The sequence below is a fragment of the Actinomadura macrotermitis genome, from assembly GCF_009604375.1.
Taxonomy (GTDB): Bacteria; Actinomycetota; Actinomycetes; order Streptosporangiales; family Streptosporangiaceae; genus Spirillospora; species Spirillospora macrotermitis.
In genome coordinates this window covers 1,414,172-1,431,015 of the sequence record NZ_WEGH01000003.1, presented here as the reverse complement: position 1 = coordinate 1,431,015, position 16,844 = coordinate 1,414,172, and the positions used below count along the sequence as shown (strand labels likewise).

Here is a 16,844-nt window from a genome sequence, read left to right as displayed (position 1 = left end):
CCCGGGAGGGACCCGTGCCCGTCGAACCCAGCCGTTCCGTGGAGCCCCGTGGTTCTGTGGAGCTCAGCGTCGTGGTGCCCTTCCACGACGCCGAGCCCCACCTCGCCGCATGCCTGGAGTCGCTGGCCCGGCAGACGCTGCGCGACCTTGAAGTGATCATGGTGGACGACGGGTCGGCGGACGGCGGCGCGGTCGTCGCCAAGGCCCGGGCCGCGCGCGACCCCCGGTTCACGCTCCTGCAGCGCGACCGCCGGCCGGACGGCGGGCAGGGCCTCGGCCCGGCCCGCGACCTCGGGGCCCGGCACGCCTCCGGCACCTACCTGGCGTTCGTGGACGGCGGCGACGTCGTCCCGCGCCACGCCCTCGAGCTGCTGGTCGGCTCGCTCCGGCTGAGCGGCTCGGACCTGGCCGGCGGCGGGGTGCGGCGGCCGGCGGACGGCCGCCCGCTGGTGCCCGGCGCGTACCGGGAGACGGCCGTCGGCACGCACGTGCGGCGGCGTCCCGCCCTGGTGGAGGACGGCATCGTCGGCAACAAGGTCTACCGCCGCTCCTTCTGGGACGAGCACGGGTTCGCCTTCCCGGGCGGCCCGCACGAGGACGCGGCCGTCGCGATCCGCACGCACGTGCGGGCCCGCGCCGTCGACGTGCTCGCCGACACCGTCTGCTACCGGCGCGCGGAACCGCCGGAAGGGACCCGCGCGGAGCTGGAGCTGCGCGCCGCGTCGGTGTGCGCCGTGCGGGACCTGCTCGCCGGGCTGGCGCCCGACCTGCTCACCGCCTACGAGACGCACGCGCTGCGGACCGACCTCGGGGCGCTCGCCGAGGCCGTCTGCCGGATGCCCGCCGGGCCCGACCGGGACGCGGTGATGGCGTGCGGGCAGCGGCTCCTGCACGGCGTCGCGCCCGAGGCGCTGGCGGCGCAGCGCGCGCACGACCGGATCCGGTTCCGGCTGTTCGCCGCCGGGCTGCTCGACGAGCTCGCCGAGTTCCACGACTTCCGGCGGCACCGCATGCAGGACCTGCGGTACGTGCGCCGCGGCCTGTTCCGCCCCCGCTGGTACGCGGCCTACCCGCTCTTCGAGGACGCCGAGCGCAACGTCCCGCAGGACGCCTTCGAGGTGACCGCGGAGATCGAGGCGCGCGGCGCGGTCGACGAGGTGTCCTGGTCCGGCGGCCGGCTGCGGATCAGCGGGCACGCCTACCTGGACCGCGTCCCGATGACCCCGGGCGACCAGCACACCGTCAAGGTGTGGCTGCGCGAGCGCCGGTCCGGGCGGCGCGTCCCGCTCGCGGTCCGGCGGACGGTGCGGTCCGACGTCACCGCGCGCGCCGGGCACGCCCTGGTCTGCTACGACGGCAGCGGCTTCACCGCCGAGCTGGAGCCGGACGCGCTGCGCGTCGGCGGCGCCTGGCGGGAGGCGCGCTGGGAGCTGCACGCCGAGGTCGCCGTCCCGGGGCGGCGCGGCGAGCGGCGGCTGGGCAACCCGGTGCGGGGCCGCGGGCACTGGCCGCCCGCCACCGAGGTCGCGCCCGGTGTGCTGCTGCAGCCGGTCGCGGAGCCCGGCGCGGGCTTCCGGCTGGACGTCCGCCCGGTCAGGGCGATGGTCACCGGCTGGCGGACGGCGGACGGCACCGTGGAACTGACCGGGTTCACCCGGTTCGCCCCGCTGCCCGAGGCGCGCCTGACCGCGCGCCGCGTCCGGGGCGGCGAGGCGGCGACGGCCGAGCTCGACTGCATCCCGGCGGGCGACGGCACCCACGCCTTCCACGCCGTCCTCCCGGCGGCGGCGCTGCACTCCGGCGGCGACGCGGCGGAGGACGAGGTGCCCCGCTGCGTCGACGACGTGTACTGGCGCATCACCCTGCACGACGGCGCCAAGGACCTGCCGCTGACCCTCGATCCCGCGCTCCGCGAGCACCGCTTCACCGTGGCCGACCGCGAGATCGTGCTGACCCGCTCCCGCTACGGCAACCTGCGGGCGGTGGAACGCGCGCACCGGCCCGTCGTCCGCGACTGCGCCTGGCTGGCCGACGGCACGCTGCACCTCGGCGGCGACCACCTCGGCGGCCGGCCCGCCCGCCTCACCCTGCGCCGCCGCACCGGAGAGACCCGCACGGTGCCGCTGAGCTGGGACGGCGCCGCCTTCACCGCCGAGTTCGCACCGCACGCGGTGCTGACCTCGGGCACCTGGGAGGCGGCGCTGGACGGCCGGCCCGTCATGGTCGCGCGCGACCGCATCGCCGCGCTGCCCGCCCCCCGGACCGGCGAGCGGCACGAGATCGAACCCGGCGTCCGCGAGGGCGACGCGCTGCGGCTCACCGTCCGCCCCGCGCTGCCCGAGGAGGAGCGCGGCCGGTACGCGCAGGGGCTGATCCAGCGGGGCCTGTACCCGGTGCTGTGCGGCACGCCGCTGCGCGACACCGTCGTCTTCGACGCCGACGGCTTCGCCCGGTACGCGGGCGACCCGCGCGCCGTCCACGAGGAACTGCTGCGGCGCGGCACCGACCTGGACTGCGTCTGGCTGAGCCGGCGCGGCGACTTCACCGTCCCCGACGGCGGCCGCACCGTGCTGCTCGGCACCCGCGAGTCCTACGAGATCCTCGCCACCGCCCGCTACATCGTCGGGAACTGGTGCCTGCCCGAGTGGTTCGTCAAGCGGCCCGGCCAGTTCTACGCGCAGTGCGGCCAGGGCACGCCGTTCGAGCGCGGCCGGCCCGGCCGGTGGCCGTCGGGCGAGCCGGCGCGCTGGGACCTGATGGTCGCGCCCAACGAGTTCGCCGCAAAGGTGTGGCCCGCCCGGTACGGGTACGCGGGGCCGATCACCGTGACCGGGGCGCCGCGCAACGACGTCCTGCACCGGCCCGACCGCGCCGAGACCGCGGCGCGGGTGCGCGCCGGGCTCGGCCTGCCGGCCGACCGGAAGGCCGTGCTGTACGCGCCCGCCGGGCCGCCCGCCGACCTGGACCTGGGCCTGCTGCGGCGCGCCCTCGGCCACGACCACGTCCTGCTGCTGCGCACCCGCCCGGCCGCCCCCGGGGACGGCGAGGCCGTCGTCGACGTCTCCGGCCACGGCGACATGGCCGACCTGCTGGCCGTCGCCGACGTGCTCGTCACCGACCACTCACCGGTCATGGCCGACTTCGCCGGGACCGGCCGCCCGATCCTGCTGTTCGGGCGGGAGACGCCCCGGGACCTGATCGTGGACCTGGACAAGGAGGCGCCGGGCCCGCTGCTGCGCACCTGCGGCGAGCTCGCCGACGCGATCGGCGACCTGGACGCCGTCGCCCGCGCCCACACCGCCGCCCGCCGGGCGTTCGCCGCGCGGTTCTGCGCGGCCGACGACGGGCACGCCGCCGCCCGCGTGGCCGACCTGGTCTTCGGCCCCGACGCGGGCACGGGGCGGCCCGCATGAGCGCGGCCCCGACCGACAGACAGGAGACCACCACCGTGTCCGAGCCGGCACAGCCAGCGCCGCCGACCACGCCCGACGACGTCGAGGGCTGGTTCACCGCGCTGGACCAGCACCTGTTCACCTGGTTCCTGGACCGCCAGGAACGCCTGGACCAGCAGGGCGACCTGCTCGAGCTCGGCGTCTACCTCGGCCGCAGCGCCGTCCTGCTCGGCCGGCACCTGCGGGGCGGCGAGCGGTTCACCGTCTGCGACCTGTTCGGCTCGCCCGCGCCCGACGACGCCAACGACCGCGAGGTGGCCCGCGCCTACCCCGAACTCACCCGCGCCGCGTTCGAGCGCAACTACCTGGCCTTCCACGAGCGGCTCCCGGTCGTGGTGCAGGCCCCCACCTCGGTGATCACCGACTACGTGCGCCCGGACGGCTGCCGCTTCGCGCACGTGGACGCCTCGCGGCTGCACCGGCACGTCATCGCCGACCTGGCGGCCGCCCGCAGCGCGCTGCAGGCCGACGGCATCGTGGTCTGCGACGTGCGGGGCCCCGCGCACGCGCCCGGCATCGCCTCCGCGGTGTGGGCGGCGGTGGACTCCGACGACCTGAACCCGGTCTGCGTCACCGACCAGAAGCTCTACGGCACCTGGGGCGACCCCGAGCCGCTCCGCGCCGAGCTGCTGGAGCACCTGGCGGCCGAGGGCGTCCGGCACCGGGTCGAGGAGATCGACGAGCACCCCGTCATCCGGGTCAGCGAGCCCGCGCTGGAGCTGGAGCACGGGGACGGCGGGGACGAGACCGAGCGGGAGCTGGCCCGGCTGAAGGCGCGGCTGGACGCCTACCGGCGCGAGGTGGCCCGGCTGGAGGGGGAGCTGCGCAGCCGCAAACGGCAGGTGCGGGCGATCCGCCGGTCGCACAGCTACCGGATGGGGCGCGTCCTCACCGCCACGCCCCGCGCGGTGCGCCGCATCACCGGCGGCTCCTGAGCGGCCCTCACTCCGCGGGCCGGTGCGCGCGGGCGACCAGCCACGTCCCCGGCAGCCCGCCGGCCGCCGGGAGCCGCCGCTCGGCCGCCATCATCCAGCCCAGCACCCGGTTGGCGACCGGGCCGCGGTGCCGCGTCTCCCAGCCGTCCACCCGGTGCCGCCGCAGCCGCACCACCGGCCGCAGCAGCACGTTGCGGCTCCACATCGCGTCCAGGCTGAGCCCGGCGCCGGCGATGAGCGCGGCGAGGGTGTCGCGGCTGTGCCGGCGGACCCGGCCGAGCGCCACGTCGTGCGCCGACCAGAGCGTCAGGTCGCACGGCACCGTGATCAGCGCGGTGCCGCCCGGCCGCAGCACCCGGGTGAGCTGCGCGGCGGCGACGTGGTCGTCGTCGTAGCGGGCCAGCACGTCGAACGCCAGCGCCAGGTCGTAGGCGCCGGACGGCAGCGGCAGCAGGCGCGGGTCGGCCCAGTACGCCTCGGCGCCGCGCGCCCGGCACAGCTCCACCGCCCGCTCGACGGGGTCCACCGCGGTGGCCGACCAGCCGTGCGCGAGCAGGACCGCGCACCCGTCGCCGGTGCCGGGGCCGATGTCCACCGCGTGCCCGGGGCCGCCGAGGCGGCGCAGCTCGCGGGCGACCAGGTCGCGGCGCTCCCGGTACCACCAGTGGTCGGGCCCGGCGCCGGTGATCCGCTGCAGCTCTGCGATCTCCACGCGCCCAGTGCATCCGGTCCGTCGCGCTCAGTCACCGCCGACACCAATGATTGACCGGTCTTTTGCGAACGGCGGGGGCGGGCGGCCCGCGCGCTCAGCGCCTGCGGCGCCGGGCCAGGAACCGCAGGACGAGCAGCAGCGCCACCAGCGCACCGGCCGCCGGGAGGGCCCGCTTGGCGACGGACGGCCCGGCGACCTGCAGCAGGTCGATGGCGTCGTCGTCCGTGCGCCGCCGCATCGGCGTCACCGGCGCGAGCCTGGGCTCGGCCTCTTCCTCGACCGCAGGCTCGGCGACGGGCTCCAGCACCACGGTCTCCGTGACGATCTCCGTGACCTCGGCGTCCTCGCCGTAGGCCTCCTCCACGCGCGCGGCGGCGGCCGTGACCACCGTCGGCGCGGGCGCCTCCCTCGGCTCGGGCTTCGCAGCGGGCGCCGGAGCGGCCTCGGTGACGGCCTCGGTGACGGCCTCCACGACGGCCTCGGCGACCTCTCTGGCCTCCTCGGCGTCGACGGCGTAGGCCTCCTCCACGCGGGCGGCGGCGGCCGTGACCACCGTCGGCGCGGGCGTCACGTCCGGCTTCTCCGCGGCCGGGGACTCCAGCTCGGCGGCCAGGTTCCTGGCGAACCGCGCGATCAGCTTGGCGCCGACCTCGGCCAGGATGTTGCGGCCGAACTGCGCCGGCCGACCCGTCACGTTCAGCTTGGTGTGCACGGTGACGCGGGTGGAGTCGCCCTCAGATGCCGTAGAACCGCGCGAAGCGCGCCCCTCGGGCTCCCGGGGGGCGTGGGGGGGCGTCCCCCCTCGGGCAACAGGGTGCAGCCTCGCCTGCACGGTCGCCGCCGCGGTGCCCGGGCCGCGGGCCTCCTTGGCGGCGGCCTCGATCGTCACGGTCCGGGCCGCCTCGTCGGCCGAGGTGATGCGCGCGGTGCCCCGGTAGGTGATGGTCATCGCGCCGACCTTCACCCGCAACCGTCCCGCGTACTCGCCGTCCTCGGCCGAGTCCAGCGTCGCGCCGGGCACGCAGAGGGCCACCCGCTGCACGTCCAGCAGCACCGACCAGGCCTGCTCCACCGGCACCGGGACGGTGAATTCGTGGTCGAGCTCCATGGTTTTCCGTCCATTCTCGTCGGGACCTGCTCCCGCGACCCTACGACCGGCGCCGGAGCGGCCGCCAGGCGGTCCCCGGTCAGCCGCCCGCGGCGGCCGTGAGCGCCCGCGCGGTGAGCACCTTCGCCAGGTGTGCCCGGTATTGCGATGATCCGTGCAGGTCGGCGGGGGGATCGGTGCCCGCCGCGGCGTGCTCCCCGGCGGCGCGGAACGCGTCCCGCGAGATCGTCCGGCCCTCGGCGAACCGCTCCACGGCCGACGCCCGCACCGGCGCCGGGCCCATGTTGGTGAGCGCGACCCGGGCGTCCTCGACCGCGCCGTTCACCCGCCGCACCGCGCACGCGACGCCGACGACCGCCCACGCCTGCGCGGTGCGGTGGAACTTCTCGTAGTGGACGCCCCAGCCCGGCCCGGCGAGCTTGGGCACCCGCACCGCGACCAGCAGCTCGTCCGGTTCCAGCGCCGAGGTCATCCAGTCCACGAAGAACTCCGCCGCCGGGATCTCCCGCTCGCCGCGCGCGGACCGCACGTGCAGCACCGCGTCCAGGGCGAGCGCGACGGCGGGCAGGTCGCCGGCCGGGTCGGCGTGCGCGAGCGACCCGCCGAACGTGCCGCGGTGCCGGACGGCCGGGTCGGCGACGGTGGCGGTGGCCCGCGCGATCAGCGGCAGGTGCTCGCCGACCAGCGGGTCGTGCAGCACCTGGTGGTGGGTGGCCGTCGCGCCGATGACGATGGCGTCGCCGTCGTCGCGGATCTCGCGCAGCGCCTCGATCCGGTCCAGGTCGACCAGCACCTCGGGGTAGGCGAGCCGCAGCCGCAGCAGCGGCATGAGGCTCTGCCCGCCGGCGATGGCCTTGACGTCCTGGCCGGCGTCCTCGCCGGCGTCCGCGAGCGCGGCCACCGCCTCGTCGATCGTGGCGGGCCGGACGTAGTCGAACGTCGCCGGGATCATCGGGCACCTCCGGCGGAGCCGAGGCCGCCGCCCGCGCCCGGTTCCGCGCTCTCCTCGGGTTCGGCCCGCTGATTCAAGGCCCGCCAGACCCGCTCGGGCGTGCACGGCATCGGGACGTCGGACACGCCGAACGGCCGCAGCGCGTCCACGATCGCGTTGACCACCGCCGGGGTGGAGGCGATCGTGCCGGCCTCGCCGACGCCCTTGACGCCGAGCGGGTTGCCGGTCGCGGGCGTCTCGGTGCGGTCGGTGGTGAAGGACGGCAGGTCCGGCGCGGCCGGCACCAGGTAGTCGGCCATGGTGGTGGTCGTCAGGTTGCCCTCCTCGTCGTAGACGGCCTCCTCGTAGAGCGCCTGCGCGATGCCCTGGGCGAGGCCGCCGTGCACCTGCCCCTCCACGATCAGCGGGTTGACGACCTTGCCGACGTCGTCGACCGCGACGTAGGAGCGCAGCCGCACCCTCCCGGTCTCGGTGTCGACCTCGGCGGCGCACAGGTGCGTGCCGTGCGGGAAGGAGAAGTTGCCGGGGTCGAAGGTGGCGTCGGAGTCCAGCGACGGCTCGACGCCGTCGGGCAGGTCGTGCGCGGCGAACGCGGCGAGCGCGATCTCCTGGATCGTGGCGCCCGCCTCCCGGACGCCGCGCACGCTGAACCGGCCGCCGGTGAACTCCAGGTCGTCCTCGGCCGCCTCCAGCAGGTGCGCGGCGAGCACGCGCGCCTTGCCGACCACCTTGTCGCAGGCGTTGAACAGCGCGACGCCGCCGACCGCCAGCGACCGCGACCCGTAGGTGTCCATGCCCTTGTGCGACACCGCGGTGTCGCCGTGCAGCACCTTGACGTCCTCGAACGGCACGCCGAGCCGGTCGGCGGCGATCTGCGCCCACGCCGTCTCGTGGCCCTGCCCGTGCGCGGACGACCCGGTGATCACCTCGACCTTGCCCGACGGCAGCATCCGCACCGCGGCGTGCTCCCAGCCGCCCGCCCCGTACGACAGGGACCCGAGCACCCGCGACGGCGCGAGCCCGCACATCTCGGTGAAGATCGACACTCCGATGCCGAGCTGGACGGGGTCGCGCCGCTCGCGCCGGTCGGCCTGCTCGGCGCGCAGCTTGTCGTACTCGAACAGCGCGAGGGCCCGCTCGGTCGCGGCCTCGTAGTTGCCCGAGTCGTAGGTGAGCCCGGCGACGGTCTCGTACGGGAACTCGCCGTGCCCGATCCAGTTGCGGCGCCGCACCTCGATCGGGTCCAGGCCCAGTTCGGCGGCGAGCTCGTCCATCAGCCGCTCGATGGCGTAGGTCGCCTCGGGGCGGCCGGCGCCCCGGTAGGCGTCGGTGGGAGTCTTGGTGGTGAACACGCCGGTGCAGGTGAAGGAGTAGGCGCCCATCTTGTAGATGCCGGGGAACATGAACGCGCCGAGCAGCGGGATGCCGGGCGTCACCAGCATCAGGTAGGCGCCCATGCCGGCCAGCAGGTCGACCTTCAGGCCGCGGATCCGGCCGTCGGCCTCGGCGGCCAGGGCGAGCCGCTGGATCTGGTCGCGGCCGTGGTGGGCGGCCATGTTGCCCTCGCTGCGCGACTCGGTCCACTTCACCGGGCGGCCGAGCCGCCGCGCGAGCAGCAGGCAGAGCACCTCCTCGCCGTAGACCTGCAGCTTGGAGCCGAACCCGCCGCCGACGTCGGGCGCCACGACCCGGATGCGGTGCTCGGGGATCTGGGTGACGGTCGCCAGCATCAGCCGCAGGATGTGCGGGATCTGGGTGGCGGAGTAGAGCGTGAACTCCTCGCCGTCGGGTTCGCACAGCACCGCGCGCGGCTCCATCGCGGCCGGGATGAGCCGCTGCTGGACGTAGCGGCGCTCCAGCGTGACGGGCGCGTCGCGGAACGCCGCGTCCAGGTCGCCGTTCTCGAACACCCACCGGTAGCTGCGGTTGGTGCCGAGGTCCTCGTGCACGAGCGGCGCGCCGTCCTGGACGGCCCGCTCCATGTCGACGACGGCGGGCAGCGGCGCGTAGTCGACGTCGATGTCCTCCAGCGCGTCGAACGCCGCGTACCGGTCGCGGGCGACGACGCACGCGACGGGCTCGCCGGCGTAGCGGACCTCGTCCACGGCCATCGGCGGGTGCGCGGGGTGCTTCATGTCCTCGGTGACGACCCAGGCGCACGGCAGCGAGCCCTGCTCCGCCGCCAGGTCGGCGCCGGAGAGGACGGCGACCACGCCGGGCCGCTCCCGGGCGGCGGTGGTGTCGACGCCGGTGATGCGGGCGTGCGCGTGCGGGCTGCGCAGGAACGCCACGTGCAGCGTCCCGGCGGGCTGCAGGTTGTCGGTCCAGCGGGTCCGGCCGGTGACCAGCCGGGCGTCCTCGGACCGGCGGCGGGGGGTGCCTACCTCCGTCACGGGGTCACCTCCTGCCCCGGCGCCGGGGCGCGCATCTCGGCGGCGGCGCGGCGGACCGCGCGGACGATGTTCTGGTAGCCCGTGCAGCGGCACAGGTTGCCCTCCAGGCCCGCGCGGATCTCGTCCTCGGCGGGGTCTGCGTTCTCGCGGAGGAGGTCGATCGAGGCCATGATCATGCCGGGGGTGCAGTAGCCGCACTGCAGCGCGTGCTCCTCGTGGAAGGCCCGCTGCATCGGGTGGTGCGTCCCGTCCAGGCCGAGGCCCTCGACGGTGGTGATCGCGCGGCCGTCGGCCTGCACCGCGAGCACGGCGCAGCTCTTGACGCTGAGGCCGTCCATCAGGACGGTGCAGGCGCCGCAGTTGGAGGTGTCGCAGCCGATCGGGGTGCCGGTCTTCCCGAGCCGGTCGCGCAGATGGTGGACGAGCAGCAGCCGGGGCTCGACCTCGTCCTCGTAGGTGGTGCCGTCGACCTCGATCCGGATTCGTGGCATGCGTCGTCCCCCTGGGACGTCTCGGTTGTCGGCCTGCCGTGCTGTGACCGGACTCACATGTCGGCCACTAACGCACGTTATGCCGGACATGCCCGATCGACCAGACCCTGGCGGTCCTCGATCGCTACCGGTCCTCGGCCGGCGGGCCGAGCTCGATCCGGATCCGCGCGCCCCCGGCCGGCGACCGGCCGAGCTCCAGCGCGCCGCCGCTGTTCTCGGCCAGCCGCCGCACGATGTCCAGCCCGAGCCCGGACGACCCGCCCCCGCTGCGGCCGCGCCGGATCAGCCTGGTGTCGGGCAGGCCCGGGCCCTCGTCGTCGACGGTCAGCACCGCCCCGCCGCCGTCGCGGGGGACGAGCTCGACGGTGAAGGCCGTCCGCGGCGGGGTGTGCCGGAAGACGTTGCTGACCAGCACGTCGAAGACGTCGCGCAGCTCGGCCGCGGGGGCCGCCACCGGCAGCGGCCGGGCGGCGGTCCGGGTCGTCATCGGGCGGTCCTCGGCGTGCGTGAGCGGCTTCCAGAACTCGATCCGCTCGGCCACGACGGCCGACGCGTCGCTGGTGCCGCGCTCGCGCCCGGCCGCCCGCACGGCCGCGATGGCCTCGGTGACGGTGGTCTCCACGGCGTCCACCGCTCGGTTGAGCCGCGCGCGCTCGCCGTCGTCGGTGAGCAGGTCGGCCTCCAGCCGCAGCGCGGTCAGCGGCGTGCGCAGCCGGTGCGACAGGTCGGCGATCCGCTCCCGCTCGCCGGTGACCAGCGCGCCGATCCGGCGCGCCAGGAAGTTGAGCGCGCCCGCCACGTCGACCAGCTCCACCGCGCCGCCGCCCCGCGCCCGCGCGGACAGGTCGCCGGACGCCAGGCGCCGCGACACGTCGGCGACCTCGCGGATCGGCCGGGCCAGCAGGGTGGCCAGCACCGACGCGACCGCGACGCCGAGCCCGAGCAGCAGCACGCCGAGCAGGGTCAGCGCGGTCAGCGCGGGCCAGATGCCCTCGTACAGGCGGCCCTGGCTGAGGTAGGCGCGGATCACCGCGGTGCCGCCCTCCCGCGTGACGACCGCGATCAGCACCTCGCGCCCGCCGTCCACCTCGGTGGACAGGCTCTGGCCGCGTTCGGCCAGCCGCACCGCGGGCGTGCGCGCGAAGTACGGGCCGAGCACGGCCCCGTCGGAGTAGCGCACCGAGAAGTCGCCGACGTGCCGCAGGTTGAGGTCGCGCACCGACGACCCGACCACCGCGGGCTCCTCGCCGGCGACGGCGACCACCAGGGGCTGCGTCACCACGGCGGTGTCGATCACGGTGTCGTCGGCGGAGATCGTCCGCATGACCAGCAGCAGCGGTACCAGGAAGGCGACGAGCACCAGCGCGACGGTCCCGCCGACCAGCATGACCAGCTCGCGCCTGATCGGTGTGCGCCGCACGCTCTCCCCCTCCCGGCTCTCCCTCCGCACCCTAACCGACCTGCGGTTTCATGGCCTTCGCTTGACCTGCGGGCGGGATCCGGCGTGGCACGCTGGCGCGATGACGGACAGGCGGGTGGTGCTGGCCCTGATCGCGATCGGCGCCGTCGGGCTGGCCGTGGTGTCGGGCACGATCACCATCCGGGTGGCCACCGAGGCGATCACCGGGCCGCTGCTGCGGCCGCTGGGCCACGACCAGGTCGAGCGGGGGCTGCGCGGGCGCCCCGAGATCACCCCGGCGGCCTCGCCCGTCCCCGGCGCGGGCCGGACGCACTTCATGGCGACCCGCGCGGGGCGCGTGCTGGTCCGCTGCGTGGGCCGGGACCGCATCGTGCTGGCCGGGTGGAGCCCCGGCCTCGGCTACGCCGGGCTGCCGCGGGAGCCCGGCCCGGGCGCGCGCGTCGCGATCGAGTTCCGGGGCGCGGACGGCACGTACCGCATCATCGCGGCCTGCACGAACTCCGTCCCGCGCCTGCTGGAGTGACCCGCGGAGGCGGGAACGAGAACGCCCCGGCCTCGCGAAGAGGACGGGGCGCTCGCACCGGATGGGCTTCCCCTCCCACCGGCGACTCCAGTTTACCCCGCGGGGCGCGTCCTGCCGGGGAACCGGCCGGAGCGGTTCAAAACTTCGGCTCGACTCGCCCAGGAACGGGTTCGGGGGCCGAAGAGAGATCAATGCTGGACGGGTGAGCGAACACGACACGGCCGTCTCGGTGGTCGTCACCGGGACCGGCCCCGACCTGTCCGCGACGGTCGCCTCGGTGCTCGGCCAGACGCTGGCGGGCGTCCAGGCCGTGCTCGACTCCACCGCACTTGAACCGCCCGCGTCGGGGGAGTGGCGGGACGACCCGCGCGTGGCGGTGGGCGGGGAGCCCGCCGGCGAGTACCTGATGTTCGTGCGGGCCGGGCAGGTGCTGGACCGGCACGGCTGCCTCACCCTGCTCTCGGCCGCCGAGCGGGGCACCGCGCAGATCGTCTGCGGGGACGCCGACCGCTTCCCGGCGTCCCGGCTGTACCGGCGCGACCTGCTGTCCGACCTCGGCCTCTGGCCGGTCGAGGACGAGCACGCCGCCAAGGCCGTCCTCATGGCCGACCGCGTCCTGGTGCTGCCGCACGAGATCGTGCGGTACCCGGGCGGTCACCGGCCCGCCGGCCGGCCGCGGCGCCGCGCGCGCCTGCTGGACGTCGAGCGGCTGAAGCGGGTCGCCTACCGCCAGGTGCTGATGCGGCTGCCGGTCCGGCAGGGCAGCGCGGTGTTCGAGAGCCACGGCGGCCGGGCCTACGGCGGCTGCCCCCGCGCGATCTACGAGGAGCTGCGCGCGTCCGGCCACCGGGGCCGGATCACCTGGGCCTACACCGGCTCCCCGGACGGCTTCCCCGGCGGCGCGGACCTGGTCGAGCGGTTCTCCTGGGCGCACTACCGGGCGCTGGCGCGGGCGCGGTACTGGGTGGACGACCACGGCCTGCCGCCCACGCTCGCCAAGCGCCCCGAGACCGTCTACCTGCAGACCTGGCACGGCGCACCGGTCGAGTACACCGGGCTCGACGCGCCCGCCGCGAAGCTGGCGTCGCGCGCCGCCCGCAAAAGCATGCGGCGCGCGGCGGCCCGCTTCGACTACTTCGTGGTCGGCTCGGCCTATGAGGAGGAGACGCTCGTCCCGGCCCTCGGCGTGCGGGCCGAGCTGCTGCGGGTCGGGCGGCCGGGCAACGACCTGCTGGTGGAGGACCGCGAGCCCGACCGGGTGCGGCGGCTGGCCTGGGACCTCGGGCTGGACGGCCGCCCGTGCGTGCTGTACGCGCCGCGGGGCCCCGCCGCCGACCTCGGCGCGCTCGCCGCGGCGCTCGGCGACGACGTCGCGCTGCTGGCCCGCTGCGAGGGCGCGGCCCGGCCCGGCACCTGGACCGACGTGAGCCGCGTGCACGACCTGGCCACGCTGCTGCGGCTGGCCGACGTCCTGGTCACCGACCGGTCGCCGCTGCTGTTCCGGTACGCGCTGCTGGACCGCCCCATGATCTTCCACGCGCCGGACCTGGCCGGGCACCGCCACCGCCACGGCGCCTACCTCGATCTGGCCGCCGAGGCGCCCGGCCCGTTCGTGGCCGACCTGGAGGAGCTGAGCGAGGCGGTCCGCGCGCGGGCGGAGATCGCCGAGCGCTACCGCGACGCCCGCCGCGCGTTCGCCGCCCGCTACGCCGGTTACGAGACCGGCGCCGCCGCCGAGACGATCGTCCGCCGCGTCTTCCAGGACGGGGGATGAGGGGGCGGCTCGCGGTCGCCGCCGTGCCCGCGCTCGCCGCGCTGCTGCTCGGCGCGTGGGGCACCGGGCGGCCCTCGCTGTGGACCGACGAGATCGTCACGATCGACGTCGCGCGCCGCCCGGCCGGCCGGATCTGGGAGCTGCTCGGCAACATCGACGCGGTCCACGGCCTGTACTACCTGCTGATGCACGGCTGGGTGCAGGCGGCGGGCTTCTCGCCGGCCGCGATGCGGGTCCCGTCGGTGCTGGCGGTCGCGGTGACGGCGGCCGGCATCGGGCTGCTCGGCCGCGCGCTCGCCGGGCCCGGCACCGGCCTGCTCGCCGGGCTGGTCTACGCGTGCCTGCCGGTCGCCGGCCAGTACGCGCTGGAGGCCCGTTCGTACGCGATGGTCGCGGCCGTCGCGGTGCTGGCGACGCTGGCGCTGGTGCGCGCGGTGCGCTCACCGCGCTGGTTCGCCGGCTACGCGCCGGCGCTGGTGCTGCTCGGCTATCTGCACCTGTTCGCCGTCCTGCTGATCCCGGCGCATCTGGTGACGGTGCTGGCGCTGCGCCCCGGCCGCCGCGTCCTGGCCGCGTGGACGGCCGCCGTCGCGGCGGCTTGCGGGGCCATCGCCCCGCTCGCCTACGTCGCGGCAGGCCAGCGGGGCGCCGTGAAGTGGATCCAGCCGCGCGACATGGAATACCTGATGCACGCGGTGGTCTCCATCACCGGCGGCGTCGCCGCGACCGGCCTGGCCGGGGTGCTGTGTGTGTGGGGACTGGTGCACTGGCGTGCGGGGGAGCTGCCCAAGGTCGCCGTGCCGTGGCTGGTACTTCCGCCGGTGATCCTGCTGACGCTGTCGGAGCTGGAACCGCTGTTCGTCAACCGGTACCTGCTGTTCTGCGTTCCCGCGCTGGCGCTGCTGGTGGCGGCGGGCCTGACGTCCTGCCCCCGCCTGGTGGCGGTTCCGACCGGGGTCGTCCTGCTGCTGCTGGTGATGTCCGTGCAACCCGGCCTGCGGCGGCCCGACAGCAAATACCACGACGTCACCCCGGTGGTGCGGGCGCTGGCGCAGAACGCGCGGCCCGGTGACGGCCTCGTCATGGAGCCGTCGGTGACGCGCGGACTGGAATCGGCCTACCCCAAGGTGTTCCGCCCGCTGGTCGACCTGACGCTCGCCGTCCCGGCCGCCGACCGCGCGGCGCTGCTGGCCTCGCAGGTCGGTCCGCGCGTGCTGGCGCAGCGCCTGCGCGGCGTCGATCGGGTGTGGATGATCCGCCGCTACAACGGAAACCGGCAGGTCGCTGCGCGCGCGCGGGCCCGCGTCGCTCAGTTCCGCGCGGCGGGCCTGACGGTCCGCGCGGGGCAGTGGCGGGCCAAGCGGATGAAGCTGACCCTCTACGTCCGGTCCGGCCCGGCCGCCTCCCAGGGCGCGGTGACCGGGAAGTAGCGCTCCAGGAAGCCCGCTGCGGCCTCGTCCTTCTGCTCCTCGGTGAGGTCGCCGGAGGCCATGTCGTTGAGGCAGAACACCTCGCGGTCGCGGGCCTCCAGCAGCCGCGCCAGCGTGGGCAGTCCGCTGCCGCGGCTGAGCGGGACGGTGTCGGCCGACAGCTCGCCCGCGACGGCCTGCCCGGTGCACAGGCCGTAGTGGTGGTACAGCGACGACACCACCGACAGGTCGCGGCCGGACCGGATGCGGCTGCGCGCCGTCGCCGCGAATTCGGCCGCGAACCGCCGCTCCAGCTCGTCCAGGACGCTGCGCCGCAGCGCGTAGGGGGCGTGCTTGAACGCGTGCACGGTGCCGCGCCCGAACGCGCGCCGGATCAGCTCCCGGTTGTTCTTGGCCGCCGCGATCCAGGTCGGGTCGCGGTCGTCGCGCGGCCCCTGCGGGATCGCGGTCGGCGACGGGAAGCAGCGGGTCAGCCCGGCCGGGTGGAAGAACCGGCCCGGCGTCAGCGGCCGGCCGAGGAAGAAGTCGTCGTTGAGGTACAGGAAGTGCTCGCTGAGGCCGTCGATGTGGTGCAGCTGCGTCTCGATGGCGTGGGAGTTGTAGGTGGGCAGCGCGTCCGCGTCGGTGAAGACGTCGCGGTGATCGACGACGGCGATCCGCGGGTGCCCGATGTTCAGCCACGCCGGGACCTGCCGGTCGGTGACGATCCAGATCCGGCGCACCCACGGCGCGTACATCGCCAGCGAGCGCAGGGAGTACCGCAGCTCGTCGCGGCTGCGGTAGCGGCTCTCGCCGCCGTCGGCCGGGTGCGGGACGCGCTCGCCGAGCGCGGCCGCGCGGCGCTCCCGCCACGCCGGGTCGGCGCCGTCCACCCAGGTGTAGACGGCGTCGACGGGGAAGTCGGGCTCGTCGGTGAACGTCTGCGTGAACACCGCCAGCGAGGGGTGGCGGCGCCCGCCGACGGCCAGTTCGGCCGGTTCCAGGGCGCTCGCCGGGATGTCGCGGCCCACCAGGGTGGGGCGCGTGGCGCGCAGGCCGCCCGCCGGCGTGGACTCCCAGAACTCCAGGTCGCAGCCGCAGTCCGCGGCGAAGCGCAGGGCCTCGCTGGGCTGGGTGACCGGCCGGTACAGCCGGATGTCGTGGTCGGGCCAGCCGGTGACGTCGCGGGCGTGGCCGCCGGGTGGGGCGCCGCGTCCGATGGGCTCGGCGTAGACGGGGGCGTCCGCCAGCGCGCGCGCTATGGCGGCCAGCGCGTCGGCCCGCCGCTCCCGGCGGACGGCGATGCGGTGCCGCACCTCCGGGTCGCGCACCAGCAGGTAGGGGACGCCGGCCGCGTCCAGCACGTCCGAGACCGTCTCCAGGTTGAGGCGGGCGACGTCGTGCGGGCCGAGGTCGCCGCGCACGAGGACTTCCTGGTCTGGGGCCGGGACGGGATCTACGGCCACATTGGCCCGCAGCACGCGCGCCAGCCGCTGGACGAGCGTCCGGGTGTCCGCCGGTCCGGTGGTCGGCGGCGCAGTGACGGGCTGGACGAGAGGTGGTTCGCCGGATCGTGGCACGGAGTGCTTCTAGCCGGGATCGTGCCAAGGCAAGCGTCCAGGATCCGGCAAAGGATGGCCCCTACTCGATCAAGTGGAGTTAGAAGCGCCTTTCC

General features: G+C 75.8%; 12 protein-coding genes. 5 read left to right on the top strand and 7 right to left on the bottom strand.

Features of this window, described 5'->3' with window-relative positions:
* Positions 1-14 precede the first annotated feature (14 nt).
* On the top strand, positions 15-3,413 hold the full coding sequence (locus ACRB68_RS28040; protein WP_153537349.1) for a bifunctional glycosyltransferase/CDP-glycerol:glycerophosphate glycerophosphotransferase: 3,399 nt from the start codon (positions 15-17) through the stop codon (positions 3,411-3,413).
* A 35-nt stretch (positions 3,414-3,448) separates the two neighbouring features.
* Positions 3,449-4,387, top strand: coding sequence for a class I SAM-dependent methyltransferase (locus tag ACRB68_RS28035; protein WP_207709832.1), 939 nt, complete (start codon positions 3,449-3,451; stop codon positions 4,385-4,387).
* A 7-nt stretch (positions 4,388-4,394) separates the two neighbouring features.
* On the opposite strand, the gene ACRB68_RS28030 is transcribed toward ACRB68_RS28035, so the two are convergent.
* From ACRB68_RS28030 to ACRB68_RS28005, 6 genes are all read right to left on the bottom strand, one after another.
* Positions 4,395-5,099, bottom strand: a complete 705-nt coding sequence (locus ACRB68_RS28030) for a class I SAM-dependent methyltransferase (RefSeq protein ID WP_328594873.1) — start codon at positions 5,097-5,099, stop codon at positions 4,395-4,397.
* Between the two features lie 94 nt (positions 5,100-5,193).
* Positions 5,194-6,207 carry an SRPBCC family protein gene (locus tag ACRB68_RS28025; RefSeq protein WP_153537345.1) on the bottom strand — a complete coding sequence of 338 codons (1,014 nt, stop codon included), beginning with the start codon at positions 6,205-6,207 and terminating at the stop codon, positions 5,194-5,196.
* 79 nt (positions 6,208-6,286) lie between these two features.
* Positions 6,287-7,159, bottom strand: a complete 873-nt coding sequence (locus tag ACRB68_RS28020) for an FAD binding domain-containing protein (protein ID WP_153537343.1) — start codon at positions 7,157-7,159, stop codon at positions 6,287-6,289.
* Positions 7,156-9,552 carry a xanthine dehydrogenase family protein molybdopterin-binding subunit gene (locus ACRB68_RS28015; protein ID WP_328594872.1) on the bottom strand — a complete coding sequence of 799 codons (2,397 nt, stop codon included), beginning with the start codon at positions 9,550-9,552 and terminating at the stop codon, positions 7,156-7,158. Before ACRB68_RS28015 ends, ACRB68_RS28020 begins: the two co-directional genes overlap by 4 nt.
* Positions 9,549-10,043, bottom strand: coding sequence for a (2Fe-2S)-binding protein (locus ACRB68_RS28010; protein WP_153537341.1), 495 nt, complete (start codon positions 10,041-10,043; stop codon positions 9,549-9,551). Before ACRB68_RS28010 ends, ACRB68_RS28015 begins: the two co-directional genes overlap by 4 nt.
* 124 nt (positions 10,044-10,167) lie before the next feature.
* Entirely contained in the window at positions 10,168-11,463 is a 1,296-nt protein-coding gene (locus ACRB68_RS28005) for a HAMP domain-containing sensor histidine kinase (RefSeq protein WP_153537339.1), read from the bottom strand.
* Positions 11,464-11,563: 100 nt separating this feature from the next.
* Between ACRB68_RS28005 and ACRB68_RS28000 the strand changes: the two genes are divergently transcribed.
* The 3 genes from ACRB68_RS28000 to ACRB68_RS27990 all read left to right on the top strand — a co-directional run bounded on the left by ACRB68_RS28000 (position 11,564) and on the right by ACRB68_RS27990 (position 15,190).
* Entirely contained in the window at positions 11,564-11,986 is a 423-nt protein-coding gene (locus ACRB68_RS28000; protein ID WP_153537337.1) for a hypothetical protein, read from the top strand.
* A gap of 202 nt (positions 11,987-12,188) precedes the next feature.
* Positions 12,189-13,760 carry a CDP-glycerol glycerophosphotransferase family protein gene (locus ACRB68_RS27995; protein WP_153537335.1) on the top strand — a complete coding sequence of 524 codons (1,572 nt, stop codon included), beginning with the start codon at positions 12,189-12,191 and terminating at the stop codon, positions 13,758-13,760.
* On the top strand, positions 13,757-15,190 hold the full coding sequence (locus ACRB68_RS27990; protein WP_153537334.1) for a glycosyltransferase family 39 protein: 1,434 nt from the start codon (positions 13,757-13,759) through the stop codon (positions 15,188-15,190). Before ACRB68_RS27995 ends, ACRB68_RS27990 begins: the two co-directional genes overlap by 4 nt.
* On the opposite strand, the gene ACRB68_RS42600 is transcribed toward ACRB68_RS27990, so the two are convergent.
* Positions 15,139-16,749, bottom strand: coding sequence for a stealth family protein (locus ACRB68_RS42600; RefSeq protein WP_153537332.1), 1,611 nt, complete (start codon positions 16,747-16,749; stop codon positions 15,139-15,141). The genes ACRB68_RS27990 and ACRB68_RS42600 overlap by 52 nt on opposite strands.
* Positions 16,750-16,844: the final 95 nt, after the last annotated feature.